Annotated in this window: 23 protein-coding genes; 3 read left to right on the top strand and 20 right to left on the bottom strand. The window is 70.2% G+C overall.

Features of this window, described 5'->3' with window-relative positions; all coding sequences use genetic code 11:
• Nucleotides 1-10: 10 nt before the first annotated feature.
• The 11 genes from nuoK to PZB77_RS18615 are packed head-to-tail and all read right to left on the bottom strand — an operon-like array spanning nt 11 to nt 11030.
• Nucleotides 11-310, bottom strand: coding sequence for an NADH-quinone oxidoreductase subunit NuoK (gene nuoK, locus PZB77_RS18665; RefSeq protein WP_024493678.1), 300 nt, complete (start codon nt 308-310; stop codon nt 11-13).
• Complete coding sequence (locus PZB77_RS18660) at nt 307-1188, bottom strand: NADH-quinone oxidoreductase subunit J (protein WP_275493743.1); 882 nt, start codon at nt 1186-1188, stop codon at nt 307-309. The genes nuoK and PZB77_RS18660 overlap by 4 nt, the downstream gene beginning before the upstream one ends.
• Entirely contained in the window at nt 1185-1898 is a 714-nt protein-coding gene (gene nuoI / locus PZB77_RS18655) for an NADH-quinone oxidoreductase subunit NuoI (RefSeq protein WP_275493742.1), read from the bottom strand. Before nuoI ends, PZB77_RS18660 begins: the two co-directional genes overlap by 4 nt.
• Entirely contained in the window at nt 1891-3294 is a 1404-nt protein-coding gene (gene nuoH / locus PZB77_RS18650) for an NADH-quinone oxidoreductase subunit NuoH (RefSeq protein WP_275493741.1), read from the bottom strand. Before nuoH ends, nuoI begins: the two co-directional genes overlap by 8 nt.
• A complete protein-coding gene (locus tag PZB77_RS18645) occupies nt 3291-5798 on the bottom strand; it encodes an NADH-quinone oxidoreductase subunit G (RefSeq protein ID WP_275493740.1) in 2508 nt (835 codons plus the stop codon). Before PZB77_RS18645 ends, nuoH begins: the two co-directional genes overlap by 4 nt.
• A complete protein-coding gene (nuoF, locus tag PZB77_RS18640; RefSeq protein WP_275493739.1) occupies nt 5795-7174 on the bottom strand; it encodes an NADH-quinone oxidoreductase subunit NuoF in 1380 nt (459 codons plus the stop codon). Before nuoF ends, PZB77_RS18645 begins: the two co-directional genes overlap by 4 nt.
• Entirely contained in the window at nt 7171-8019 is an 849-nt protein-coding gene (nuoE, locus tag PZB77_RS18635; RefSeq protein ID WP_275496119.1) for an NADH-quinone oxidoreductase subunit NuoE, read from the bottom strand. The genes nuoF and nuoE overlap by 4 nt, the downstream gene beginning before the upstream one ends.
• A 26-nt stretch (nt 8020-8045) precedes the next feature.
• Entirely contained in the window at nt 8046-9368 is a 1323-nt protein-coding gene (locus tag PZB77_RS18630) for an NADH-quinone oxidoreductase subunit D (RefSeq protein WP_275493738.1), read from the bottom strand.
• Nucleotides 9368-10102 carry an NADH-quinone oxidoreductase subunit C gene (locus PZB77_RS18625; protein WP_275493737.1) on the bottom strand — a complete coding sequence of 245 codons (735 nt, stop codon included), beginning with the start codon at nt 10100-10102 and terminating at the stop codon, nt 9368-9370. Before PZB77_RS18625 ends, PZB77_RS18630 begins: the two co-directional genes overlap by 1 nt.
• Nucleotides 10099-10653, bottom strand: a complete 555-nt coding sequence (locus PZB77_RS18620; protein WP_275493736.1) for an NADH-quinone oxidoreductase subunit B — start codon at nt 10651-10653, stop codon at nt 10099-10101. The genes PZB77_RS18625 and PZB77_RS18620 overlap by 4 nt, the downstream gene beginning before the upstream one ends.
• Nucleotides 10654-10670: 17 nt before the next feature.
• The gene (locus PZB77_RS18615; RefSeq protein WP_266705409.1) at nt 10671-11030 is read right to left on the bottom strand and encodes an NADH-quinone oxidoreductase subunit A; all 360 of its coding nucleotides are present in this window, start codon (nt 11028-11030) and stop codon (nt 10671-10673) included.
• Between the two features lie 1248 nt (nt 11031-12278).
• On the opposite strand from PZB77_RS18615, the gene PZB77_RS18610 reads away from it, so the two are divergent.
• Nucleotides 12279-13157 (top strand): C40 family peptidase, encoded by an 879-nt coding sequence (locus tag PZB77_RS18610; protein WP_275493735.1) that lies wholly within the window; start codon nt 12279-12281, stop codon nt 13155-13157.
• A gap of 243 nt (nt 13158-13400) precedes the next feature.
• On the opposite strand, the gene PZB77_RS18605 is transcribed toward PZB77_RS18610, so the two are convergent.
• Genes PZB77_RS18605 through PZB77_RS18595 form a run of 3 tightly spaced genes read right to left on the bottom strand, consistent with a single transcriptional unit; the run spans nt 13401 to nt 16877 of the window.
• Nucleotides 13401-14468 (bottom strand): alpha/beta fold hydrolase, encoded by a 1068-nt coding sequence (locus PZB77_RS18605; RefSeq protein ID WP_275496118.1) that lies wholly within the window; start codon nt 14466-14468, stop codon nt 13401-13403.
• Nucleotides 14469-14526: 58 nt separating this feature from the next.
• On the bottom strand, nt 14527-15579 hold the full coding sequence (locus PZB77_RS18600) for a DUF2332 family protein (RefSeq protein ID WP_275493734.1): 1053 nt from the start codon (nt 15577-15579) through the stop codon (nt 14527-14529).
• 29 nt (nt 15580-15608) lie between these two features.
• Complete coding sequence (locus PZB77_RS18595) at nt 15609-16877, bottom strand: glutamate-cysteine ligase family protein (protein WP_275493733.1); 1269 nt, start codon at nt 16875-16877, stop codon at nt 15609-15611.
• 270 nt (nt 16878-17147) lie between these two features.
• On the opposite strand from PZB77_RS18595, the gene PZB77_RS18590 reads away from it, so the two are divergent.
• A complete protein-coding gene (locus tag PZB77_RS18590; protein WP_275493732.1) occupies nt 17148-18020 on the top strand; it encodes an alpha/beta hydrolase in 873 nt (290 codons plus the stop codon).
• Between the two features lie 244 nt (nt 18021-18264).
• On the opposite strand, the gene PZB77_RS18585 is transcribed toward PZB77_RS18590, so the two are convergent.
• The 6 genes from PZB77_RS18585 to PZB77_RS18560 all read right to left on the bottom strand — a co-directional run bounded on the left by PZB77_RS18585 (nt 18265) and on the right by PZB77_RS18560 (nt 24587).
• Entirely contained in the window at nt 18265-19479 is a 1215-nt protein-coding gene (locus PZB77_RS18585) for a hypothetical protein (protein ID WP_275493731.1), read from the bottom strand.
• Nucleotides 19480-19752: 273 nt separating this feature from the next.
• Nucleotides 19753-20694 (bottom strand): alpha/beta hydrolase, encoded by a 942-nt coding sequence (locus PZB77_RS18580; protein ID WP_275493730.1) that lies wholly within the window; start codon nt 20692-20694, stop codon nt 19753-19755.
• Between the two features lie 309 nt (nt 20695-21003).
• Nucleotides 21004-21438 (bottom strand): VOC family protein, encoded by a 435-nt coding sequence (locus PZB77_RS18575; RefSeq protein WP_275493729.1) that lies wholly within the window; start codon nt 21436-21438, stop codon nt 21004-21006.
• A gap of 41 nt (nt 21439-21479) precedes the next feature.
• Entirely contained in the window at nt 21480-22175 is a 696-nt protein-coding gene (locus PZB77_RS18570) for an NUDIX domain-containing protein (RefSeq protein WP_275493728.1), read from the bottom strand.
• Nucleotides 22176-22276: 101 nt separating this feature from the next.
• Nucleotides 22277-22873 carry a dihydrofolate reductase family protein gene (locus PZB77_RS18565; protein WP_275493727.1) on the bottom strand — a complete coding sequence of 199 codons (597 nt, stop codon included), beginning with the start codon at nt 22871-22873 and terminating at the stop codon, nt 22277-22279.
• 430 nt (nt 22874-23303) lie between these two features.
• Nucleotides 23304-24587 (bottom strand): geranylgeranyl reductase family protein, encoded by a 1284-nt coding sequence (locus PZB77_RS18560; RefSeq protein ID WP_275493726.1) that lies wholly within the window; start codon nt 24585-24587, stop codon nt 23304-23306.
• Nucleotides 24588-24684: 97 nt separating this feature from the next.
• On the opposite strand from PZB77_RS18560, the gene PZB77_RS18555 reads away from it, so the two are divergent.
• Complete coding sequence (locus PZB77_RS18555; RefSeq protein WP_275493725.1) at nt 24685-25212, top strand: GNAT family N-acetyltransferase; 528 nt, start codon at nt 24685-24687, stop codon at nt 25210-25212.
• Nucleotides 25213-25235: the final 23 nt, after the last annotated feature.

Genomic DNA, 25235 nt, shown 5'->3' with positions numbered 1-25235 from the left:
ATTCAGCCCCTCACAGCTTCATCAGGCTGGCGTCGTCGACCGAGGCCGAGTGGCGGGAGCGGAACAACGACACGATGATCGCCAGCCCGACGACGACTTCCGCGGCGGCGACGACCATCGTGAAGAACGCGATGATCTGGCCGTCGAGGTTGCCGTGCATGCGGGAGAAGGTGACGAAGGCGAGGTTGCAGGCGTTGAGCATCAGCTCCACGCACATGAACACCACGATCGCGTTCCGCCGGATCAGCACCCCACTGGCGCCGATCGTGAACAGCAGGGCTGCCAGGTAGAGGTAGTTGACGGGATTCACTGGGTGTCCTCCGCATGTCCGGTGCGGTCGGCCGGGCGCCCCGACGGCCTGCCGGTTCCCCGGGCGGTGAGGGCGGAGGAGCGGCCGAGCCGCTCACCGGACCGCTGTTCCAGTGCCTTCAGGTCGGCGAGCGCCTCCTCGGAGACGTCGCGTACCTGTCCGCGGTCGCGCAGGGTGCGCATGACGGTCAGCTCGGACGGAGTGCCGTCGGGGAGCAGGCCGGCGATGTCCACGGCGTTGTGCCGGGCGTAGACACCGGGGGCGGGCAGCGGCGGCAGGTGGTTCGAGCGGACCCGGGCCTCGGACATCTCCCGCTGGTTGAGCGCGCGTTCGGTGCGCTCCTTGTGGGTGAGCACCATCGCTCCGACCGTCGCGGTGATGAGGAGGGCGCCGGTGATCTCGAAGGCGAAGACGTACTGGGTGAAGATGAGGTTGGCGAGCCCTTCGACGTTCCCCCCGTGCACGGCGTTGGCGGTGCCGAGGCCGGCGAAGCCGTTCAGGGAGGCGTTGCCGATGCCGGCGATGAGCAGCACGCCGAAGCCGAGACCGCATCCGGCGGCCAGCCAGCGCTGGCCCTTCAGGGTCTCCTTCAGCGAGTCGGCGGCGGTGACACCGACGAGCATCACGACGAAGAGGAAGAGCATCATGATCGCGCCGGTGTAGACGACGACCTGCACGACGCCGAGGAAGTACGCCCCGTTGGCGAGGTAGAAGACCGCCAGCACGATCATGGTCCCGGCAAGCGAGAGCGCGCTGTGCACGGCCCGCTTCATCAGGACGGTGGAGAGGGCGCCGAGCACGGCGACCGTGGCGAGGATCCAGAACTGGACGGCCTCACCGGTCGAGGTGGTGGCTGCCGCGGCTGCCAGGGCACTCATGCGTCCGCCCCCCTCTGCGTGTGCGCACCGTGCGTGGGAGAGCCCTGCGCGTGCTCGTGGGACGCGGCGGCGCCGGCCTCGGAGCCGGGGACCTCGCCGTCGGCGGTGTCCGCGGGCTTCTCGCCTTTGGAGACCGCGCGCTGGCGCTCGGTGCCGGGAGCGGCCTCGGTCACCAGGCCCCGGTAGTAGTCCTGTTCGTCCATGCCGGGGAAGATCGCGTGCGGGCTGTCGACCATGCCCTCCTCCAGCCCCGCGAGCAGCTCGTCCTTGGTGTAGATGAGGCTGGCGCGGGTGGTGTTGGCGAGCTCGAACTCGTTGGTCATCGTGAGGGCCCGGGTGGGGCACGCCTCGATGCAGAGACCGCAGAGAATGCAGCGCGCGTAGTTGATCTGGTAGACGCGGCCGTACCGTTCGCCCGGGGAGTAGCGCTCCTCGGCGGTGTTGTCCGCGCCTTCGACGTAGATGGCGTCGGCCGGACAGGCCCAGGCGCACAGCTCGCAGCCGATGCACTTCTCCAGGCCGTCCGGGTGCCGGTTGAGCTGGTGACGGCCGTGGAAGCGCGGCGCCGTCACCTTCGGCGTCTCCGGGTACTGCTCCGTGAGCCGCTTCTTGAACATGGCCTTGAAGGTCACGCCGAACCCGGCCACCGGGTTCTGGAACTTGTCTCCCGGGGAATCGGGGCCCTGGGAGGGATGTGGTGCCTCAGACACGGTCGGCCTCCTTTCCGTCACTCGCGCTTCCGTCACTCTGAGTATCGGGCCCGCCACTGACAACGAGCTCCCGCTCGCGGCGCGGGGTGCGCCGGGGCACGGGTGGCAGGGTCTGTCCGGGCAGTGGCGGTACGGGGAATCCGCCCGCCATCGGGTCGAACGCGGGTGGCGGGCCCGCCTTCGCCGCGGCCTCGCGTCCCTTGCGGTCGCGGAAGGAGTCGGCGACGAAAGAGATCAGCAGCACGGCCATCACGGCGCCCCCGACGTAGAGCACGATCCTCGAGAAGTCGTAGCCCTCGTTGTTCAGGGCGCGCACGGTGGCGACCATCATCAGCCACACCACGGAGACCGGGATGAGGACCTTCCAGCCGAGCTTCATCAGCTGGTCGTAGCGGACGCGGGGCAGCGAGCCGCGCAGCCAGATGAAGAAGAAGAGGAGCAGCTGGACCTTGACGACGAACCAGAGCATCGGCCACCAGCCGTGGTTCGCGCCCTCCCAGAAGGTGCTGATCGGGTACGGGGCCCGCCAGCCGCCCAGGAAGAGGGTCGCGGAGACCGCGGAGACCGTCACCATGTTCACGTACTCGGCGAGCATGAACATCGCGAACTTGATCGACGAGTACTCGGTGTTGAAGCCACCGACGAGGTCGCCCTCGGACTCCGGCATGTCGAACGGGGCGCGGTTGGTCTCGCCGACCATCGTGACGATGTAGATGATGAACGAGACCGGCAGCAGGACGATGTACCAGCGGTCCGCCTGCGCCTCCACGATCTTCGAGGTCGACATCGACCCGGAGTAGAGGAAGACGGAGGCGAACGCGGCGCCCATGGCGATCTCGTAGCTGATCATCTGGGCACAGGACCGGAGCCCGCCGAGGAGCGGGTAGGTCGAGCCGGAGGACCAGCCGGCGAGGACGATGCCGTAGATGCCGACCGAGGCGACCGCGAGGATGTAGAGCATCGCGATCGGCAGGTCGGTGAGTTGCATCGTCGTGCGGTGGCCGAAGACCGACACCTCGTTGCCGGACGGCCCGAACGGGATCACGGCGATCGCCATGAACGCCGGGACGGCCGCGACGATCGGCGCGAGGACGTAGACGACCCGGTCGGCGCGCTTGACGATCAGGTCTTCCTTCAGCATCAGCTTGACGCCGTCGGCGAGCGACTGGAGCAGCCCCCAGGGGCCGTTGCGGTTGGGGCCGATGCGCAACTGCATCCAGGCGACGACCTTGCGCTCCCAGACGATCGCGAAGAGCACGGTCACCATCAGGAACGCGAAGCAGAAGACCGCCTTGACGACGACGAGCCACCAGGGGTCGGTGCCGAACATCGAGAGGTCCTCGGCGGCCAGCGGCGTGCCGCCGGGCGCCGTGGCCAGGTGAGCGAGGCTGTTCACGCTCGCACCTCCGGTGAGTGGGCGGGTGCTGCGGGGGTGGCGGCGCCGATGCGGACCAGGCTGCCGGGGCGGGCGCCGGTCTGCGCCGGGACGCCGCGTCCGGTGGAGTTGAGCGGCACCCAGACCACCCGGTCCGGCATCTCGGTGATGCGGAGCGGGAGTTCGACGCTGCCGGCCGGTCCGGAGACGGCGAGCAGGTCACCGTCCTTCACCCCGGTCTCGGCGGCGGTGTGGGGCGAGAGCCGGGCGACGGCGGCGTGCCGGGTGCCGGCCAGCGCCTCGTCGCCCTCCTGGAGGCGTCCGAGGTCGAGCAGCATGCGGTGGCCGGCGAGGATCGCCTCGCCGTCGCCGGGCCGGGGCAGCGGGCGTCCGACCTCCCGCGGGGCGCTCGCGTACCCGCCGCTCCAGCCGCCGAGCCGGTCGAGCTCTCGGCGGGCGGCGGCGAGGTCGGGCAGTCCGAGGTGGACGTCGAGCGCGTCGGCGAGCATGTGCAGTACCCGGCCGTCGGTCGGCGCGAGGGTCCGGGTCATCTGCTCGGGCTTCAGTGCCGCCTCGAACATCCGGGCGCGGCCTTCCCAGTTGAGGAAGGTGCCGGACTTCTCGGCGACCGCGGCGACGGGCAGCACCACGTCCGCGCGGTCGGTGACCTCGCTGGGCCGCAGCTCCAGCGAGACGAGGAAGCCGACCGCGTCCAGTGCGGTGAGTGCTGCGGCCGGGTCCGGCAGGTCGCGGGGTTCGACGCCCGCGACGAGCAGGGCACCGAGTTCGCCGGTGGCGGCGGCACCGAGGATCTGACTGGTGTCGCGGCCGTGGCGGGCGGGGAGTTCGGCGATGCCCCAGAGGGCGGCGACCTCCTGCCGGGCGCTCGGGTCGGTGGCCGGACGGCCGCCGGGCAGCAGCGTCGGGAGGGCGCCGGCCTCCAGCGCTCCGCGTTCCCCGGCCCGGCGCGGGATCCACACCAGGTCGGCGCCGGTGGCGGTGGCGGTGCGCAGGACGGCGGTCAGCGCGCCGGGGACCCCGGCGAGCCGTTCGCCGACGACGATGACGGAGTTCTCACCGCGCAGCGCCTCGGCGGCGGCCGCACCGGCCTCGTCGAGTCCGACGCCTCCGGCGAGCGCGTCCAGCCACTCGGTCTCGGTGCCGGGGGCGGCCGGCAGCAGCGTGCCGCCCGCCTTCTCCAGCCCGCGGGTGGCGTGCGGGGCGAGCGCGTAGGTCCGCTGGCCGTGCTTGCGGTGGGCCTTGCGCAGCCGCAGGAAGACGCCGGGCGCCTCCTCCTCGGACTCGAACCCGGCGAGCAGGACCGCCGAGGCGGCCTCCAGCGAGGTGTAGGTGACCCCGTCGCCGTCCAGGTCGCGACCGCGCCCGGCGACCCGGGCGGCCAGGAAGTCGGCCTCCTCGCCGCTGTGCGTCCGGGCCCGGAAGTCGATGTCGTTGGTGGCGAGGGCGACCCGTGCGAACTTGCTGTACGCGTAGGCGTCCTCGACGGTCAGCCGGCCGCCGGTCAGCACCCCGGCCCTGCCGCGGGCCGCGCCGAGTCCCGCGGCGGCGGCCGCGAGCGCCTCCGGCCAGGAGGCCGGTTCGAGGACGCCGTCGGCGTTGCGGACCAGCGGGGTGGTGAGCCGGTCGCGCTGCTGGGCGTAACGGAAGCCGAAGCGCCCCTTGTCGCACAGCCACTCTTCGTTGACCTCGGGGTCGTTGGCCGCGAGACGGCGCATGACCTTGCCGCGCCGGTGGTCGGTGCGGGTCGCGCAGCCACCCGCGCAGTGCTCGCAGACCGAGGGCGAGGAGACCAGGTCGAAGGGGCGCGACCGGAAGCGGTAGGCCGCCGAGGTGAGAGCCCCGACCGGGCAGATCTGGATGGTGTTGCCGGAGAAGTACGACTCGAAGGGGTCGCCCTCGCCGATGCCGACCTGCTGGAGCGCGCCGCGCTCGATCAGCTCGATCATCGGGTCGCCGGCCACCTGGTTGGAGAACCGGGTGCATCGCGCGCAGAGCACGCAGCGTTCGCGGTCGAGCAGGACCTGGGTGGAGATGGGGACGGGCTTCTCGTACGTCCGCTTGCGGCCCTCGAACCGGGATTCGGCGTCGCCGTGCGACATCGCCTGGTTCTGCAGCGGACACTCGCCGCCCTTGTCGCAGACCGGGCAGTCCAGCGGGTGGTTGATGAGCAGCAGCTCCATCACACCCTTCTGGGCCTTCTCGGCGACGGGCGAGGTGAGCTGCGACTTGACGACCATGCCGTCGGTGCAGGTGATGGTGCAGGAGGCCATCGGCTTGCGCTGGCCCTCCACCTCGACGATGCACTGGCGGCAGGCGCCGGCCGGGTCGAGGAGCGGGTGGTCGCAGAAGCGCGGGATCTCGATGCCGAGTTCCTCGGCGGCGCGGATGACCAGGGTCCCCTTGGGGACGCTGGTCTCGATGCCGTCGATGGTCAGCGTGACGAGGTCCTCGGGCGGTACGGCCGCCTGTCCGCCCCCGGAGGGCGCACTGGTGGTGACTGTCATGCGTTCACCCCCCGGTGAGCGTCTTGGTCGTCGGCGTCTTCGTCGTCGGCCCAGAGGGTCGACTTCGCGGGATCGAACGGGCAGCCCTTGCCGGTGATGTGCTGCTCGTACTCGTCGCGGAAGTACTTCAGCGAGGAGAAGATCGGTGAGGCGGCACCGTCGCCCAGCGCGCAGAAGGACTTGCCGTTGATGTTGTCGGCGATGTCGCCCAGCTTGTCGAGGTCGCCGGGGCGGCCCTTGCCCGCTTCGATGTCGCGGAGCAACTGGACCAGCCAGTACGTGCCTTCGCGGCAGGGCGTGCACTTGCCGCAGGACTCGTGGGCGTAGAACTCGGTCCACCGGGTGACGGCCCGCACGACGCAGGTCGTCTCGTCGAAGCACTGGAGCGCCTTGGTGCCGAGCATGGAGCCGGCGGCGCCGACGCCCTCGTAGTCGAGGGGGACGTCGAGGTGTTCCTCGGTGAACATCGGGGTGGACGAGCCGCCCGGGGTCCAGAACTTGAGACGGTGCCCGGCGCGGATGCCGCCGCTCATGTCGAGCAGCTGGCGGAGCGTGATGCCGAGCGGGGCCTCGTACTGGCCGGGGCTGGTGACGTGGCCGCTGAGCGAGTAGAGCGTGAAGCCCGGGGACTTCTCGCTGCCCATCGACTTGAACCAGTCCTTGCCGCGCTGGAGGATCGCGGGAACCGAGGCGATGGACTCCACGTTGTTCACCACGGTGGGGCAGGCGTACAGACCGGCGACCGCGGGGAAGGGGGGCCGCAGCCGGGGCTGGCCGCGCCGTCCTTCGAGCGAGTCCAGCAGCGCCGTCTCCTCGCCGCAGATGTACGCCCCGGCGCCCGCGTGCACGGTCAGTTCCAGGTCGAGCCCGGGACCGAGCGCGTCCTTGCCGAGGTAACCGGCCGCGTACGCCTCGCGGACGGCTTCGTGCAGCCGTCGCAGGACGGGGACGACCTCGCCGCGCAGGTAGATGAAGGCGTGCGAGGAGCGGATCGCGTAACAGGCGATCACGATGCCTTCGATGAGGCTGTGCGGGTTGGCGAAGAGGAGCGGGATGTCCTTGCAGGTGCCGGGCTCCGACTCGTCGGCGTTGACGACGAGGTAGTGCGGCTTGCCGTCGCCCTGCGGGATGAACTGCCACTTCATCCCGGTGGGGAAGCCGGCGCCGCCGCGTCCGCGCAGACCGGAGTCCTTGACGTACGCGATGAGCTCGTCCGGCGACATGGCGAGGGCCTTGCGGAGCCCTTCGTACCCGTCGTGGCGCCGGTAGCTCTCCAGCGTCCAGGGTTCCGCCTCGTCCCAGTGGGCGGAGAGGACGGGGGCGAGGAGCTTCTCGGGACTGGTCCCGTTCCTGTCGATCTCGGCGGCCAAGGTCATTCCTTCCCCTCCTCGGCTACGGGTCCGGCCGGGTTCTCCGGGTCGGAGGCCGAGGTCTGCTGCGGTGCGTCGTGGGAGCTGAGGTGCTCGGACGGCGAGGGGTCGTGCGGCTGGTCCCGGGGTACGTCCCGGCGTGAGGCGTCCTGCCGGGCGGCTCGCGGGGCGACGACCCGGTGTCCGGGGCCGGCTTCGCCCTTGGCGAGGCGGAGTCCGACCAGCGACGCGGGTCCGGCGCCGCCGCTCGCGGCGACCGCGCCGGGCCGCTCGTCGGGGAACCCGGCGAGGATGCGCGCGGTCTCCTTGTACGAGCAGAGCGGGGCGCCCCGGGTGGGTTCGACGGTCCGCCCGGCGATGAGGTCGTCGACGAGCTCCGTCGCGCTCTCGGGGGTCTGGTTGTCGAAGAACTCCCAGTTCACCATCACGACGGGCGCGAAGTCGCAGGCCGCGTTGCACTCGATGTGTTCGAGCGTGACCTTGCCGTCCTCGGTGGTCTCGTCGTTGCCGATCCCCAGGTGCGTCTTGAGCCGGTCGAAGATGGCGTCGCCGCCCATGACCGCGCAGAGGGTGTTGGTGCAGACGCCGACCTGGTAGTCGCCGCTCGGCTTGCGCCGGTACATCGTGTAGAAGGTCGCGACCGCCGTGACCTCCGCCGTGGTGAGCCCGAGGAGTTCCGCGCAGAGGGCCATGCCCGTACGGGAGACGTACCCCTCCTCGGACTGGACGAGGTGGAGCAGCGGCAGCAGCGCGGAGCGGCTGTCGGGGTAGCGGGCGATCACCTCCCGCGCGTCCGCTTCGAGCCGGGCCCGTACGTCGTCGGGGTAGGCGGGGGCGGGGAGCTGCGGCATCCCCAGACTGACCTCTTGGTTGGCGGTCACCGGTCGACACCTCCCATCACGGGGTCGATGGACGCGACGGCGACGATGACGTCGGCGACCTGGCCGCCCTCGCACATCGCCGCCATGGCCTGGAGGTTGGTGAAGGACGGGTCGCGGAAGTGGACCCGGTAGGGGCGGGTGCCGCCGTCGGAGACGACGTGCACGCCGAGTTCGCCCTTGGGCGATTCGACGGCGACGTACGCCTGTCCGGCGGGGACCCGGAATCCCTCGGTCACCAGCTTGAAGTGGTGGATCAGGGCCTCCATGGAGGTACCCATGATCTTCTTGATGTGGTCGAGCGAGTTGCCGAGGCCGTCCGGTCCGAGCGCGAGCTGCGCGGGCCAGGCGATCTTCTTGTCGGCGACCATGACCGGGCCGGGGGCGAGCCGGTCGAGGCACTGTTCGACGATCCGCAGCGACTGGCGCATCTCTTCCAGACGGATGAGGAAACGCCCGTAGGAGTCGCAGGTGTCGGCGGTCGGCACGTCGAAGTCGTACGTCTCGTAGCCGCAGTACGGGTCGGTCTTGCGCAGGTCGTGCGGGAGGCCGGCGGACCGGAGCACCGGCCCGGTGGCGCCGAGCGCGACGCAGCCGGTGAGGTCGAGGTAGCCGACGTCCTCCATGCGCGCCTTGAAGATCGGGTTGCCGGTGGCGAGCTTGTCGTACTCCGGCAGGTTCCGCTTCATGGTGGTGACGAAGGAGCGGATCTGGTCGACCGCGCCGGGCGGCAGGTCCTGGGCGAGGCCGCCGGGGCGGACGAACGCGTGGTTCATCCGGAGCCCGGTGATCAGCTCGAAGAGGTCGAGGATCAGCTCGCGGTCGCGGAACCCGTAGATCATGATCGTGGTCGAGCCGAGTTCCATGCCGCCGGTGGCGATGCACACGAGGTGCGAGGAGATCCGGTTCAGCTCCATGAGGAGGACCCGCAGGACGGTGGCGCGGTCCGGGATCTGGTCCTCGATGCCGAGGAGCTTCTCGACGGCGAGACAGTACGCCGTCTCGTTGAAGAACGGCGTCAGGTAGTCCATGCGCGTGACGAACGTGGTGCCCTGGGTCCAGTTCCGGAACTCGAGGTTCTTCTCGATGCCGGTGTGGAGGTAGCCGATGCCGCAGCGGGCCTCGGTGACGGTCTCGCCGTCGATCTCCAGGATCAGCCGCAGCACTCCGTGGGTGGACGGGTGCTGGGGGCCCATGTTGACGATGATGCGTTCGTCGTCGGACTTCACGGCCGCCTCGACGACCTCGTCCCAGTCGCCGCCGGTGACTGTGTAGACAGTCCCCTCGGTCGTGTCGCGGGGCGTTGCGTGGGAAGTGGTCATCAGGAGTACGACCTCCGCTGGTCCGGAGCCGGGATCTGGGCGCCCTTGTACTCGACGGCGATGCCGCCGAGCGGATAGTCCTTGCGCTGCGGGAAGCCCTGCCAGTCGTCCGGCATCATGATCCGGGTGAGCGCGGGGTGCCCGTCGAAGACGAGCCCGAAGAAGTCGTACGCCTCGCGCTCGTGCCAGTCGTTGGTCGGGTAGACCGCGACCAGTGACGGGACGTGCGGGTCGCTGTCGGGCGCGGACACCTCCAGCCGGATCAGCCGGCCGTGGGTGAGCGACCGCAGGTGGTACACGGCGTGCAGCTCACGGCCGGTGTCCCCGAGGAAGTGGACCCCGCTGACCCCGGTGCAGAGCTCGAAGCGGAGCGCCGGGTCGTCGCGCAGGGTGCGGGCGACGGTCACCAGGTGCTCGCGCGCGATGTGGAAGGTCAGCTCGCCGCGGTCGACCACGGTCCGCTCGATGGCGTTCTCCGGGGCGAGTCCCTGCTCGTCCAGGGCGCCTTCGAGCTCGTCGGCCACCTCGTCGAACCAGCCGCCGTACGGGCGGGGGCTCGCGTGCGGCAGCCGTACCGTCCGGACGAGTCCGCCGTAACCGGAGGTGTCGCCGCCGTTGTCGGCGCCGAACATCCCCTTCCGTACGCGGATGACCTCGCCTCCGTCCCCGCGGGGGGCGGGGAGGTCACTGCCGTTGGCGGCAGCTCCGTTGCCGCCGCTCGGGTTGTCGCTCACCGCAGGAGCCCCTTCATCTCGATCAGGGGGAGCGCCGTGAGGGCCGCCTCCTCCGCCTCGCGGGCGGCCTCCTCCGCGTTGACCCCGAGCTTGGAGCCCTGGATCTTCTGGTGGAGTTTGAGGATGGCGTCCATCAGCATCTCGGGACGCGGCGGGCACCCCGGCAGATAGATGTCGACCGGCACGATGTGGTCGACACCCTGAACAATGGCGTAGTTGTTGAACATGCCGCCCGACGAAGCACAAACCCCCATGGAGATGACCCACTTGGGATTCGGCATCTGGTCGTAGACCTGCCGCAGCACGGGCGCCATCTTCTGGCTGACCCGTCCCGCGACGATCATCAGGTCCGCCTGGCGCGGCGACCCGCGGAAGACCTCCATCCCGAAGCGGGCGAGGTCGTACCGCCCGGCTCCGGTCGTCATCATCTCGATGGCGCAGCAGGCGAGTCCGAAGGTGGCGGGGAAGACCGAGGACTTCCGTACCCATCCGGCGGCCTGCTCGACAGTGGTCAGTACGAAGCCACTCGGCAGTTTCTCTTCGAGTCCCATGTGTGCCCCTCAGCCCCTCAGTCCCATTCCAGGCCGCCGCGCCGCCACACGTACGCGTAGGCGACGAAGACGGTGAGCACGAAGAGCAACATCTCCACGAGCCCGAACATCCCCAGGGCGTCGAAGGTGACGGCCCAGGGATAGAGGAAGACGATCTCGATGTCGAAGACGATGAAGAGCATCGCCGTCAGGTAGTACTTGATGGGGAAGCGACCGCCTCCGGCGGGAGTCGGGGTGGGTTCGATACCGCACTCGTACGCTTCGAGCTTTGCCCGGTTGTAGCGCTTGGGGCCGATAAGCGTGGCCATGACCACGGAGAAGATCGCAAACCCTGCCCCGAGGGCGCCGAGCACGAGGATGGGCGCGTAGGCATTCACGCTCCTCGCTCCTTCCAGTCGTCCTTGACCGTTGGACCGCATCGGGCGACCGGCTCCCCGCCTCACCAAGATCGTGCACATGTGAGGCAGTTCACAAGCCCGACTGCCCCGCATCCTATGCCCGCCGTCCTGTGATCTGCGACACGGGGTACGTCACCGTCTTTGTGATCTCCACCACCTGACGAACGATCATGAAGTCGGATGAGCGGAGATGTTCGCACGCGAAGCGGCCAAGTGATCACGAGTGGTGACATTCGACGGTGTTACCGCTGGTCAGGACCCCGCCGCACTATCAACGGATGCGCCCTGGGAGCAAATTGGCGATGGACGAGGACGAGTGATAAAGGGATGCACCGGATTTTCCGCCACCCGGAAGGAGGATGGCGGGGAGCGAAGTGGACATCGCCCCTCAATCGCGAACTTCCGGGCACACCAAGGCCGCAGGAGCGCCCGACGGAGTGCACGGAGGGGCCCGGGCGGCGTCGCGCCATCGACGGGGAAGGGCCGGACGCGGGCGTCGCACGAGTCTGTGAACGGAGGCACGAGCGGCCGGCGCCGGTACGGGGCGACGGGCAGCGGGTGGACCGCGAGCAGGAAGTGGCGCCGAGTGGCGGGCCCGCGCGCGAGCGGTGGAGCGACAGGGGGGTCGAAAGGTGAGGAGTCGCCCCCCTCTCGCACCCGCGGACGCACCTGCGCGCGGGTGCGTGCGTGCGTGCGTGCGGAAGACGGGTGGGCGCGGGTGCGTGGCGAAGAAGGGTGCGTACGGGCGCGGGTACGCGCGGGCGCAAGAGGATGGGCGGGGGCGGAAGAGCGCCGGTCGCACCGGTGCGGGGGAGGGGCCGGGAGTGCCCGGCCGAAGGGTGCGGGACGGCCCGCCGAGGCACCGTCAGGCGGGGGTGCGGGCATCCGCCGAGGGCAGCGGACGCCGAACGGCCGGCCTCGCGTCGCCTACGCAGGACGCGGGCGCACGGTTGCTCTTCACAGGCAGCGCACACCGTGACCTGCGTCACGCGGAACCCGCGCGGAATCCCGTGGCCTTGGCCATGGAGGTGAACGGATGGTAAGTGACGGGCAATTCGGACGAATTGCCAAAAGCCCGTGATCACAGCGTTATGGAAGCATGTCCATTTTGCCCGTTACGGCGTCAATAAGGGTCTCCCGCATGCGGATTCTCAGATTCCGGACGTAACTGTGTCGCAACACACGTTTCTTGATGGGACCCCTACAGCCCTGATAGCGCTAGTACCCATGTCCCTCACCGTTCACATACCCAGCCACCGGAAGCCCCGTCAGCGTTCGTCCCGGACGACGTTGCGGGCCGGAGTTGCCGGTGGCGTGCTCAGCACCATCGCGGTCGCAGGTGCAGCCGGCCCCGCGCAGGCCGAGCCGGTGACCCAGACCATCGAGATGCCCACCCTCACCGCCGGGCTCTCCACCGCCGCCGCGGCCTCCGTGCAGGCCACGCAGCAGGTCGCCCTCGACCTCCAGACCCGTGCGTCCGAGGACGCCGCAGCCGAGAGCGCCTCGAAGACGGCGGTGAAGGCCAAGGCCGAAGCCGTCCGCAAGGCAGAAGCCGAGAAGAAGGCCGAAGCGGCCGCGAAGGCCAAGGCCGAAGCAGAGGCCAAGGCGAAGGCCGAGGCGGAGGCCACCGCGCGCGCCTCCCGCAGCGCCGAGCGCACCACGCTCAGCACCTCCTCCGGCTCGTCCACCACCGCGACGACCCTCTCCGCCACCACGTCGTCGGCGTCCTCCTCGTCGTCGTCGAGCGTCTCCGGCTCCGCCGGTGCGGTGGTCGCCTTCGCCAAGGCACAGATCGGCGACGCGTACGTCTCCGGCGGCACCGGCCCGAACTCGTGGGACTGCTCGGGCCTCGTCCAGGCGGCCTACGCCTCGGTCGGCGTCAGCCTGCCGCGCGTCTCGCAGGACCAGTCGGTCGCCGGCACACAGGTCTCGCTGAGCAACCTCCAGGCCGGCGACATCCTGTACTGGGGTGGCGCGGGCAGCGCGTACCACGTGGCGATCTACGTGGGCGGCGGCCAGTTCGTCGGCGCGCAGAACTCCAGCACCGGCACGGTGCTGCGCGACCTCGCCTACGACCAGCCGACGGGCGCGGTCCGGATCCTCTGATCGCCCCTCTCCTCGACCGCCACGTGCTCGGTGCGGGTGCTCCCGCCGAGTACGTTCACTGATTCACAAGCGTGTGACCGCCGCGGAACGCGCCCAGGCCGTGTCCGGCCGTTCCCGCCGGGCGGCCGACGCGCATGGTCAGGCACGGCCCAGGGCCGTCCCTCCCCGCTCGGGAGGGACGGCCCCGGGTGCACGGGCGTGCGGACACGTGCCCGTGCGGGGGAGGAAGCGCACCCCGCGCGCTCAGCCGCCCCTGACGAGGTGTCTGACCTCCTCCTTGAGGAACGCGTCCCGGCAGAAGTCGAAGTGGTCGACTCTGCGCATGTCGAACACCTGCCGGATGTTTCGCTGGCGGGCGGCCGTGACGATGTCGTTGAACCGCTGCTCGAAGTGGAGCGAGAAGAAGACCCGCGTCCGGTCGCTGATCGCCATGATGCGTTCGATCCGCTGGAAGAAGAGACCGTACTGACCGTCCGGCTCCCAGTACTCCCAGAGGTCCGCGGCATGCCGCTGCACCTGCCTCAGATCTTTCCCGCTGATTTTGTGCAGGTACTCGCAGAAGTTCTGGAACTCCACGAGTGTCTCCGGAATCTGGGCAATGCGCTTCAACTCGGCCAGCGGGCGGTCCGCGTCGAGATGGGCCACCTTCCCCGAGATGATCATCGTCGAATGGTTGATGTTGGGGTCGAGCAGCAGAGTCGCCTTTATCTTGGGTTGGCGCTCCGGGTGGTCGCGCCACAGGTCGGCCAGGCGGAAGATCATGTCGCAGCCGACCGAGAAGCCGACGAGGGTGATGCGCTTGTTCGGGTATTGACGGTGGAGGTTGTTGATGGCTCCGCTCACCAGATCCGCATGAGCCGCGAATCCGATGGGCCGGTAGCGATCGTCCCTGGACTCCTCCACGTTGTGTCCGAACAGGGTGAGGGAAACGGTGTGCTGGCGGGCCACGTTCATGAAAGGGCGGAAGTCGTCCGCGTCGAGGCCGAGCCCGTGCAGCAGGATGACCAGGTCGGGAGAGTCCGTGCGCCGCTCGATGTACCAGAGCTGCCTTCCGATGACTGCGGTGTCCGAGGGAAGGTCCTCTTCGAAGTCGTCCGCGTGGATCTCGAAATAGCGGCGCACCACTTCGCGGCGGGTCTCGCGCCGCCGTTCCGCCAGGCCACGCACCCACCACGCGAGCGAGAAGACCGCCGCGACGACGAGGACCACGAGTGTCCCGCCCGCGATCACGTGGCTCCACGTCCACCCGATGATCGCCCGCGCCTCGTCGCTGTAGATGCCGAGAGTGGCCCCGGTGACCCCGCCCACCATCGTCACAGCGATTTTGTGTCGCCCGGCGAACTCCGCCGCTCTCTCTATGCGGACCGAACTACGGTTCACCACGCCACCCAGCCCCCGTCAATTCGTCCAGCCCTTCGTGGACCGTCACTTCCCCCATGAAGTGGGCGTCGGAAACATCCGCGAGGTGCAGTGGCCCCTCGCCTCCGGCGCGATAGGCATGGACCACGCATCCCATCCGTGTCAGCTCGTGGCTGGGCTCCATGCTCAGCAGCATTCCCGGGGCTTTCAACGCCTCCGTGACCGTTTCGATGATCTGCTTTCTGACGTCCGCGGAGTACTGGTAGAGGACGAAGTTGCAAGTGACCACGTTGATGTCGTGCGCTTTCAGAAATGCCGACAGGCCGGCCAGGTCCAGGATGTCGAGCGCCCGTATCAGCGGCTCCCCCGCCGTTCCCGACTGATCGATGGACCAGAGGACTTCCTCGAACCGGCGCTCGTAGTAGTCGGACGGTCCGTGGCACGTACGCACCCAGTCCAGGGTGGGCAGGGGCGGACGGTCGACGCCGCAGAGGAAGTCGAGGGGGATCTCCCGGTAGGGAGGCGATACCGGATCCCAGTGGAGATCGCCGGCGAAGCGCTCGTAGATCACTCGGTTGTTCAACTGCCGTAACAGCATTCCGATGCTCGTCCCCAGATCCAGCAGACGCACACGTTCGATCCCCCGGCCGTGGGCGAATGCTCCGACGACGAGCTGGGGAAGGAGAAAGCGGCGCGCCCCGGTGTACGAGTTCGAGTGGCTCTCCATCAGACGCGTCACTTCGGCCGCGTTCTCCTCCAGCACCCGAGCCAGGGCCGCCTCCCTCCGCCCGGCCGGGACGGCGGCCCGGAAGACGTCCTCAGGGCCGCCCTCCCGCGCGAGTTGTCGTACGGCGATGCCGAGCAGGGTGACGGCGTGGGAGTCGCTGATGTCCGGCCGCTGCGACCAGACGGCCGCCAGCACCCGGTCCAGTCCCGGCGACCGGTCGTGGCGGGCGACCCTGCTGAGGCTCTCGTGGAACAGCGACCAACCGTGGTTTCCCTGCTGGTGCTTGCCCATGTCGTCCAAGACCTTGAGCAGCGAGATCTTGCGTGCGGAGAACACAGCACTGGCTCCTTCGTTTCGGGCCGGGATCACGTGGCCGCCAGACGGCCGGGCGCACGCTGGTGTGCGGGGGAGAGACCTCTCAGGGTGAAGGTGTCCGCGAACCGCTCGACGGCCCCGGCCACCTCGCCCGAGGCGCCGAGTCGGTACACCCCTGGGATCGCCGCTTTCATGACCGTTCGGGCGAGATCCGCCAGGCCGGGCGCCGCGAGACCGTGGCGAGCCGCGTCCGTCCACTCCCGCCGGGCCGGCGTCCCCCGGCCGCGAATGAGGAGGGAGACGGCGTCGGACGTCGCCTCGTCGTCCATGAGGGCGGCCACCACGGCGACGGGCACGATCCAGTCGTCCGCCCTCTGCGCGTCGATCATGCGCAGTTCGAGATGCCCGCACGCGCGCACCGGCGGCACCAGGGACTTCAGATGGAGGAACAGATCGTCGACGTCCGCCGCCCGGGGGCCGGCGCCCCGCAGCCAGTTCCGGAAGGACAGGCCGTCCGGCGCGGGCTCCCATGCTTCCCCGGTTCCCGGCAGGTTGCAGGTTGCCCACCCGGGTGCGCCGAGGACGCTCTCCGGCCGGCGGATCGCCACGACCCGTGCGTCGAGGGCGAAGCGGGTCCACACTCCGCGTGGGTCGCCGCCGGACGGCACCGCGCGGGTCCGCAGGCGATCGGCCCGGAACCGGAGAAGCTGCCGGCCGGAGACGGCGACGTGGCCGGGCGGACCGTGGGTCTCGCTGACCGGAGAGTTGGCGAACATCGCCATGATCAGCGGTCCCAGGGTGTTGGCGATCAGCCACCTCCGGGACCGCCCGCGCCAGCCGTCCGATCCGTCACCCGCGTCCACGTTGACCTGGACGGAGGCGGTGTTGCAGAGCAGGTCGTCGCCCTCTCCGCCCCGCTGTGCGTAGAAGTGCCGCAACGCCTGGTAGCGGGGGAGGGGAACGGTGAACCGCGCGGGCCGGTGGTCGAGCCCGGCTCCGAGCAGTCGTACCCCCGCCTGGCTTCCCCGCCTCCGCAGGACCAGGAGGTCCGCCGCGACCGCGTCGACGCACGCCTGCAGCGAGTCCTGCGGCAGGCTGCTGAGCTCCAGTTGCCCACCGGGTTCGCAGGAGACCTGCCCTCCCGCCGGCAGAGGCTGCCCCATACGAGGGACCACCCGGGCGAGTTCCTGGTATCCGAGGCGTCTTCCGGGTGCGTCCGTGGGGAGGACGAGCCACTCCAGCTCCACCCCGATGCGCCCCACCCGGTCCTTCGACAGGGAGTGCCCGAAAATGAGCCGCTGTGCTTCCGATTCCGTCAACGCACTTTCCAATGAAGCACGCCCTTCGCCCTGTTGGACCACCAGCGATCAGTGGATCAAGCTGATTTCCGCAGGGAATGACCGTTCGGCACCCCGACGGGCCTTCGCACGGGAATCCATTAGGCCAGACACGCCACTCCTCGTCCAGAGCGGCCATGAGCCACAAAGCGGTCCACCGGGCGGGAAAGCAACGATTCTCACGACTTCGGGCCGGGTACTGAACTATCGTCTGGGTCTTCGACATCGTCCCGTCGCCATCACTTCGAGAGAATGGCCGAATACGTGTTGCCGACCCCTACGTCAGACCACCTGAAGCACCGGAATCTCGGACAGTTGACCTATGTGGAACGGGTCGCTGATTCCCCCGGCATCCATGTGTTCTTCCATGGGCTGGGTCTGGACGCCACGGATTACCAGGAGTACCTGGAGACCCACGGCACGCACGGCGTCGCCGTCAGCCTCGCGGGTTACGCACCCGGCCGCCCCGCCCCTCTGCCACCCGTTCCCGTCGAGCGCCACGTCTCGATGGTGGCCGACCTCGTCACCAGACTCAGCCGTGACAACCCCGGCAAGCGGATCACCCTGGTCGGCTTCTCCCTGGGCGCGGATCTCGCTCTCCAGTTGGCCGAGCACTGGGCAACGGCGCCCGGGTCCGCCGGTCTCCCCCTCGCCGGTGTCCTCCTGCTCGATCCCAACGTGAACCAGTCCACGATGACGCTTTCCAAGATCTTCGCGGCTGCCGACCAGCACGATCCGACAGCGGCCTTCCAGAGCGTGGTCGGCCTGGCCGGAAGCCTCGATGGATTCCGCTCCCTGTGCACGTACGCCTTGAAGGTCGCGTCGAAGGACTTCGCACAGGTACAGCGAATGGCCCGGGACATGCTGGACTACTGGGAGGCCACCGGATATGAGCAGTTCGGCCGACGGCTGGCGCGATTGGCCGACCTCTCGGACGCGGTGAACGTCGTGCTCTCCGCCGACTACGAGACACACCTCACCGGAATGCGGGAAGCGTTGCGACGGAACAGCGCCAACGCCCCACGCGTCTCGTTCGACGTCACCAGCCTCGATCACTTCGGCCTGATCGAACCAGACTTTCTGGCGCCCGAATTGAAAGCACTTTCGGATGGCCGGGTCGCGTGACGCCACATCCGTCACGGCGGTGACCACCGCACCTCGCACGCGGGGAAATCTCTTCCGCACGGAGTGCTCTCCGCCTCGACCGCTGCCCACCGCCGCCCCGCTCGGGCAACCGGGACAGGCCCCGCGCCGCGCGACAGCCGGCCGCCGGAGTCACCCACGCCGAACGCCCGAAGGGGCGGGTCCGCGTGCGAACCCGCCCGGCCGCAGGCCGGAGCAACGTGAGTGGACGGAGCGCCGCGGCGGTTCAGTACGGGAGGCGGTCCAGGAGCCAGGAGCCGAGTTGCTCGGTGATCTCGGTGTGCCCGGTGGTCCGCGAGGAGCAGAGGAACTCGTCGAGGTCGCTCTCCCCGGGCGGCAGGCCGTCGACGTCCGCGTAGAGGTCGTCCGGCTGGTCGATGTCGCGGATCGCGACCGCGCTCACCGTCGGGACGAAACAGACCTCGGCATGGTGCAGTTCGACCTCGGCGCCGGACCCCTCCAGCGCGGCGGCGAGGATGCCGTACGGGGCGAGCGTGCCGCCGGGGGCTCCGTCCAGCTCCGGGAGGCCACTGGTGGTGACCGTCTTCTCCGCCGCGGGGAGGAGCCGCTTCAGCTCGGCGACGACGACCTCGTGCCCCTCGGACTGGGTGTAGAAGGTGGTGCCCGGGCAGACCCGCTCACCGACGCTCGCCAGGGCGACCTGGCCAGGGGGCACCGCCGGCCCCCGGCCGTCGCCCCGGCCGTTGGCCACGGCGAGCAGGCGGGGCCGCTGCGGCCAGAAGCCGACGTGGCGCAGCTCCGCGAGAAACTTCTCCCGCTCGGGCGCGACCCCCACGGTCCCCGTCTCGGGGTCGTAGTGGCGCCACAGCATCTCGCGGGCGGCCGGGCTGTCCATCTGCTGCGCGAACCCGTTGGCCGACGGGATGAAGGAGGAGAAGGCCTGGAGACCGATCGGGACGACCGCGCCCCGGTGCGGGCTGTCGTAGGAGAAGTAGAGGGCCGTCTGGTGGTCGATGCCCTGGGCCTCCAGCTTGGCGAGGACGTAACGGGCGACGATGCCGCCCATGCTGAAGCCGCCCACGGTCAGCGGGGTGTTCCCCAGCCTCTCGCCGATGGTGCGCTGGATGGCGGCGGTCACGGTCTTGGCGTTGTCGAGGAGCGAGGCGCTGCGCTCGCCGAAGCCGATCAGGACGACGTCCCGGCCGCTGCGCCGGAGATGGGTGAGGAGGGCGTACTCGCCGCCGTCCAGGCCGCGGAAGAGCCTCTCCAGATCGGAGGGGCCGAGGTTGAACCCGTCGGCCAGCAGGACCGGTCGACGGATACCGGCGTTGCCCTCGCCGTAGTGGACGTGGGCGATTCCGTTGGGGAGGTCCCACTCCTCGTCGGGCCGGGGCGGCGGGACCGTGATCGGCGCCCTCGCGTGGATCGATCCGCCGATCGAGAACTCGCCGACACTCTGTTCCGCCTGTTGACCGGACACGGTGATGCTCCTCCGTCTGCGCACGCCCCAGCGGCCCGCCGGACCGGTGGACACGAGAACTGAGGGACGTCACGGAGACAGGGCTCATCATGATCGGACCTGGAACCCCCGGGCGAGAGGATGCGTCCTGGTTCATCCCTATAGGGGAAGTCGGATGTACAGGTTTACCGGTCCGCGTACGCCCGCGTGCAGCCGTACCCGTACCCGCGCCCCGGAGCCTCCGCCCGTCCGCCACGGCTCCTCCGTCCGGCCCACCGCCCCCCGGCGGCGGGGTCAGCCCCGCACCGCCGCCATCTTCCCGATCTCGGCGAGCACGAGCTCCGGCCGGTCCTTCGGGACGTCGTGCGAGCTGCCCTCCGCGGTGACGAGCGTCCGGTTCGGCGCCTGCTGGGCGAAGGTCGCGGCGGCCTCGTGCCAGCGCCGGGCGTCCTCGGGCGAGCCGTCGAACGGCGTCTTCTCCGACACGATGACGCGCGCCGGCACGGCAGCCGGCCAGGAGGCCTCGTGGAACGCCCGGTGCGCCGGGGTGAAGTTCTCCGCCGTCGACAGCAGTTGACGGTTCTCCGGCGTGGTGGGGTCCTTCTTCGCCGCGTCGACCTGCGGCTGGTTCGCGGCGCTCAGCCGGGCGATCTCCTGGTCCGTGAAGAACGGGGGCAGATTGGCGTCGACGAGCACGGCGCCGGAGACCAGCTTCGGGTTCTCCTTCGCGAAGTAGGTCGCGACCTCGCCCGCCTGGGAGTGGCTCACCAGGAGCACGTCCTGGGTGACGCCCAGGTCGGTGAGGCCCTTCTTCAGGTCGGCGGCGGCGGCCTCCGCGTCCCACGGCCCGGGCACCGCCTCGCTCCGGCCGAGTCCGGCCCGGTCATAGGTGATGACCGTGGCGCCGGTGTCGGCCCGGAGCTCCGGTACCAGTTCCTTCCAGTACGAGGAGTCCTCTCCGCCCCCCGCGTCGAGAACGATGGTGGGCCCGTGCCCCGTCGTGACGTGGAAGGCGACGCGGTGGCCGGCGCTGTCGATCATGTGCAGCGTCGACGCGTCCGCCGGGCCCGCGCTCGCCGGTGCCGAGGTGGATGCCCCGGTGGAAGCTGCCGCCTTCGGCGATCCGGTCTTCTCCTCCCCGCAGGCGGTGACCACACCGGCGGCGACCGCCAGCAGGGCCACGGCGGAGAGGGCACGTCGGGTACGACGTCGGTGGGGCGGGCGTACGGGTGCCATGGGTGGTCCTCGGAGGTCGGTGTCCTGGATCGCTGTCGGATGCGATCCATCCTCCGGTCCCGTCCTGTTCCGGGAACATCCGGTGGGCACGCCGATCGGCGGTGCCGCTGGGCCCAGGGAGCGGGGTGGGGATACCCCCCGGGACAGACCCGGACCGGGCCCGGGTCGGGCCGAGGCCGGGCCTGCGTCGGGCCGAGGCCGGGCCTGCGTCGGGCCGAGGCCGGGCCGGGGATCAGCTCCCGCCGCCGGACCGCTGCCGTCGGCGGCGGGGCCGGAGGGCTCACCCGTGAGCGGCCTCAGCCAGGCTCCTCAGTCGAGACAGAACTCGTTGCCCTCGATGTCCTGCATCACGATGCAGGACTCGTTCTCGCCGTCCGCGCGCAGCGTCCGTACGTGCACCGCGCCCAGCGCGAGCAGACGCGCGCATTCGGCTTCGAGCGTGGCCAGGCGCTCGTCACCCACGAGCCCCGTACCGACCCGGACGTCGAGGTGGAGCCGGTTCTTGACGGCTTTCCCCTCGGGAACCCGCTGGAAGAGCACGCGCGGGCCCACGCCCGAGGGATCACTGCACGCGAAGTAGACCACCTGGTCCTCGGGCGGCAGCGAGTGGTGGTACTCCTCCCACGTGGCGAACCCCGTCGGGACCGGGGGTACGACGTAACCCAGCACCTCGCACCAGAAGCCGGCGAGGCGCGCGGGTTCGGCACAGTCGAAGGTCACTTGGAACTGTCTGATCGCTGACATCGGCGCACGATAGCAGGGGGGGGCGATGACCGGCGCACCGGCTACCACGTGCAGGGCTTCCCCAAGTTCCTGACGCTGTCCGCCAGTTCGATCGGCTCGGTGGGCCACCCCGTGTGCTGCCAGTGGGCGATGCGCCAGCTCAGCCGGCGCGGCCAGAGCGCGGTCGCGGGCAGGTCGGCGACCGGCATCCACGTGGGCCGGCCTCCGTAGTTGTCCAACTGCTCGTGCGCGCCGACCTCTCCCTCGGCGTGGACGACGAAGTAGTGCTGCCGGGTCCCTTCCTTCCAGACCCGGGCCACCTCCTCGCGGACGGTGCCGGCCAGGGCGGTCTCCTCCCGCAACTCCCGTACCACCGCCTGGTGCAGGGTCTCCCCCGCCTCCACGCCGCCGCCGGGGATCTCGTACCAGGTCTCACGCCGCTTGGTCTGACGGATGAGGAGGATGCGGTCGTCGCGGATCACGAGCGCTCCGGCCCGTACCCGCGTGGGTACGGCGGCCGCCGGGTCCTGGGCCGAGGGTGAGCCGCTCCTCGGCCCCCGGGTCGCCCACTCGCGGAGGACCGCCTCCGCCGTACCGACCGGCCGGATGCGCGCGTGGAGCGCCTCGGCGAGGGTGAGGGTGCGGCGGGCGGCTCCGTCCACCGGTTCCCCGGCACGTGGCAGACGGTAGACGCCCTCCTCCGCCGGGTCGTCCGTCAGGACCAGGGCACCGTCTTCGAACCGCACGTCGACTCTCATGGGAGCGATGGTCTGCGGCGGACCGGGCGCGGCGCAAGGTGTCAGCCGGCCCGCGCGCACGTGGCGCGCCCGCGCCGCGCGCACGTCCCGCGTCGCGCGCGTCAGGAGGTCGCGGTGGGCCGGTAGGTGCAGACGTTCACGCCCGCCGCACTGGTGACGGTCGAGACCAGCTCCAGGGTGCGCAGCATGCCGTCCGCCGGGAAGATCGTCTTGCCGCCGCCGAGCAGCACCGGCATGACGATCAGCCGCAGTTCGTCGACGAGCCCCTCCGCCAGCAGGGTCCGTACGAGGGTGGGGCTGCCCATGACCGCCAGGTCACCGCCCGTGGTCCCGCGCAGGGCACGGATGCGGCCGACCGCCTCCGTGCCCGGGATCAGCGTGCTGTTCGCCCACGTCAGCTCCTGGTCGCCCAGCGTCGTCGACACGACGTACTTCGGGACGGCGTTCATCCGGTCGGCGAACGGATCGCCCGCCCGGTCCGGCCACGCCCCGGCCATCGCCTGCCAGGTACGGCGCCCGAACAGCAGCGCGTCCGCCTTGCTCAGCACCTCGTCGAAAGCCCCGCCCACGACGTCCGCGTCGAAGAAGGGGTGCGACCAGCCGCCGTGCGCGAACCCGCCGTCCGTGTCCTCCTCGGGACCGCCCGGCGCCTGGACGACGCCGTCGAGGCTGATGAACTCACTGATGACGATGCTCACGGGCTCGCTCCTCGTTCTTCCGTCGTCCCCTCGATGGGTACGACGCGGTATCTCCAGGAAAGACCGCCGCAGGGGCGAGAACTCATCGCAGCACGCCGGTCCTGCCGAGATTTCCGGCTCGACGGCGCGGACGGGGGCCGGCCAGGGTCCTGCGGCCCGGCCCGGCCCGGCCCGTCCCGACTCTTCCTCCCGACCGGAAGGACGAGCCGCACGCACGGGGAGAGGCCGACGAGTGAGGGCGGCACCCCTCACCGGCCGGGCGAGGCCGTGACGCCGAGATCCTTCCGCATCGCTGCCGGCATCTCGCCCATGACGTCCGAGATGCGGAGGAGGTGCGTGTGCGTCTCCTCCCCCTCCTCGGTCGTGTCGGGGGAGTCGCGCGGGTGGCAGGTCCGGGACCGGGTACGTGCCCCGGCCCCGCTCCCCCGTCTCACGCCTTCGGCGCCACCTTCGACAGCCCGTTGATGATGCGGTCCATCGCGTCGCCGCCCGTCGGGTCGGTGAGGTTGGCCAGCATCTTGAGGGTGAACTTCATCAGCAGCGGGTGGGTGAGGCCGCGCTGGGTGGCGATCTTCATGATCTTCGGGTTTCCGATGATCTTCACGAAGGCGCGGCCCAGCGTGTAGTAGCCGCCGTAGGTGTCCTTCAGGATCTTCGGGTAATTGTGCAGGGCCAGTTCGCGCTGGGCCGGGGTCGCGCGGGCGGCGGCCTGCACGATGACGTCGGCGGCGATCTGGCCGGACTCCATGGCGTACGCGATGCCCTCGCCGTTGAACGGGTTGACGAGACCGCCCGCGTCGCCGACGAGCAGCAGGCCCTTGGTGTAGTGCGGCTGGCGGTTGAAGGCCATCGGGAGGGCGGCGCCGCGGATGGGCGTCGTCATGTTCTCCGGGGTGTAGCCCCAGTCCGCCGGCATCGAGGCGCACCAGGCCTTGAGGACCTCACGCCAGTCCAGCTCCTTGAAGGCGGACGAGGAGTTGAGGATGCCGAGGCCGACGTTGGACGTGCCGTCACCCATGCCGAAGATCCAGCCGTACCCGGGCAGCAGCCGCTCCTGCGGGCCGCGCCGGTCCCACAACTCCAGCCAGGACTCGAGGTAGTCGTCGTCGTGGCGGGGCGAGGTGAAGTACGTGCGGACGGCGACGCCCATCGGGCGGTCCTCGCGGCGGTGCAGGCCCATGGCGAGGGAGAGCCGGGTGGAGTTGCCGTCGGCGGCGACGACGAGCGGGGCGTGGAAGGTGACCGGGGTCTTCTCCTCGCCGAGCTTGGCGTTGACGCCGGTGATGCGGCCGGTGCGCTCGTCGATGATCGGGGCGCCGACGTTGGCGCGTTCGTACAGCCGCGCGCCGGCCTTCTGCGCCTGCCGGGCGAGCTGCTCGTCGAAGTCGTCGCGCTTGCGGACGAGGCCGTAGTCCGGGTACGAGGCGAGGTCGGGCCAGTCGAGCTGGAGCCGGACGCCGCCGCCGATGATACGGAGGCCCTTGTTCCGCGACCAGCCGGCCTCTTCGGAGATGTCGATGCCCATGGCGACGAGCTGCTTGGTCGCGCGCGGGGTGAGACCGTCGCCGCAGACCTTCTCCCGGGGGAACGCCGTCTTCTCCAGCAGCAGGACGTCGAGTCCGGCCTTGGCGAGGTAGTAGGCGGTCGTGGAGCCGGCAGGGCCCGCTCCGACGACGATCACGTCCGCGCTGTGTTCGGGGAGGGGCTCGGTCACGGTCGGATCTCCCGAAGACTCGAAATCGCGTGCCGCGGGGCACCGGTCCCATGCAGTCTATGGGGACCCGCAGATCAACTTCCCGAAGGGCTCCCCGATGACGATCGCGCCTTCCCCGAACCCGAGCGTACGTCTGCGGGTGCCCACGGACGAGGACACCCTGGACTGGTACCGGGCCTTCGACGACCCGGAGGTGATGGAGTTCCTCGGCGGCCGCCGCGCGGAGTTCTCGGTCTACGAGGAGCTGACCGCGCGCCAGCGGCGGCACGACGCCGAACTCGGCTTCTGCCTCTGGACGGTGACCGACGAGGCCGGCGAGGTGCTGGGCTTCACCGGCGCGCAGCCGTGGCCGCACACGGCGTACGGACCGGTCGGGGAGATCGAGATCGGCTGGCGGCTGGGCCGCGCCGCCTGGGGCCGCGGGTACGCGACCGCGGCGGCCCGCACCACCCTGGAGCGACTGCGGGCCGCCGGTGTCCGCGAGGTCGTCGCGGTGATCGACGCGCGCAACCACCGGTCCGCCGCGGTGGCCGAGCGACTGGGGATGCGCCGCGCCGAGTCGTACGAGATCACGACCGGGGTACCGCGGACGGTGCTCTGCTACCGGATCACGCTGAACGCCTGAGCCGGCGCAGGACGGGGGTGCGA

The organism is Streptomyces sp. AM 2-1-1 (assembly GCF_029167645.1).
In the GTDB taxonomy this organism is placed as follows: domain Bacteria; phylum Actinomycetota; class Actinomycetes; order Streptomycetales; family Streptomycetaceae; genus Streptomyces.
The sequence above is the reverse complement of the archived record's forward strand: the minus strand, read 5'-3'. Positions and strand labels throughout refer to the sequence as shown.

Coding starts and splice junctions, on each gene's coding strand:
- PZB77_RS18660 (WP_275493743.1), bottom strand. CDS start 1,188: ATGAGTGCCCTGGCAGCCGCGGCAGCCACCACCTCGACCGGTGAGGCC.
- PZB77_RS18645 (WP_275493740.1), bottom strand. CDS start 5,798: ATGACAGTCACCACCAGTGCGCCCTCCGGGGGCGGACAGGCGGCCGTA.
- nuoF (WP_275493739.1), bottom strand. CDS start 7,174: ATGACCTTGGCCGCCGAGATCGACAGGAACGGGACCAGTCCCGAGAAG.
- nuoE (WP_275496119.1), bottom strand. CDS start 8,019: ATGCCGCAGCTCCCCGCCCCCGCCTACCCCGACGACGTACGGGCCCGG.
- PZB77_RS18630 (WP_275493738.1), bottom strand. CDS start 9,368: ATGACCACTTCCCACGCAACGCCCCGCGACACGACCGAGGGGACTGTC.
- PZB77_RS18620 (WP_275493736.1), bottom strand. CDS start 10,653: ATGGGACTCGAAGAGAAACTGCCGAGTGGCTTCGTACTGACCACTGTC.
- PZB77_RS18610 (WP_275493735.1), top strand. CDS start 12,279: ATGTCCCTCACCGTTCACATACCCAGCCACCGGAAGCCCCGTCAGCGT.
- PZB77_RS18605 (WP_275496118.1), bottom strand. CDS start 14,468: ATGGTGGGCGGGGTCACCGGGGCCACTCTCGGCATCTACAGCGACGAG.
- PZB77_RS18590 (WP_275493732.1), top strand. CDS start 17,148: ATGGCCGAATACGTGTTGCCGACCCCTACGTCAGACCACCTGAAGCAC.
- PZB77_RS18580 (WP_275493730.1), bottom strand. CDS start 20,694: ATGGCACCCGTACGCCCGCCCCACCGACGTCGTACCCGACGTGCCCTC.
- PZB77_RS18575 (WP_275493729.1), bottom strand. CDS start 21,438: ATGTCAGCGATCAGACAGTTCCAAGTGACCTTCGACTGTGCCGAACCC.
- PZB77_RS18570 (WP_275493728.1), bottom strand. CDS start 22,175: ATGAGAGTCGACGTGCGGTTCGAAGACGGTGCCCTGGTCCTGACGGAC.
- PZB77_RS18555 (WP_275493725.1), top strand. CDS start 24,685: ATGACGATCGCGCCTTCCCCGAACCCGAGCGTACGTCTGCGGGTGCCC.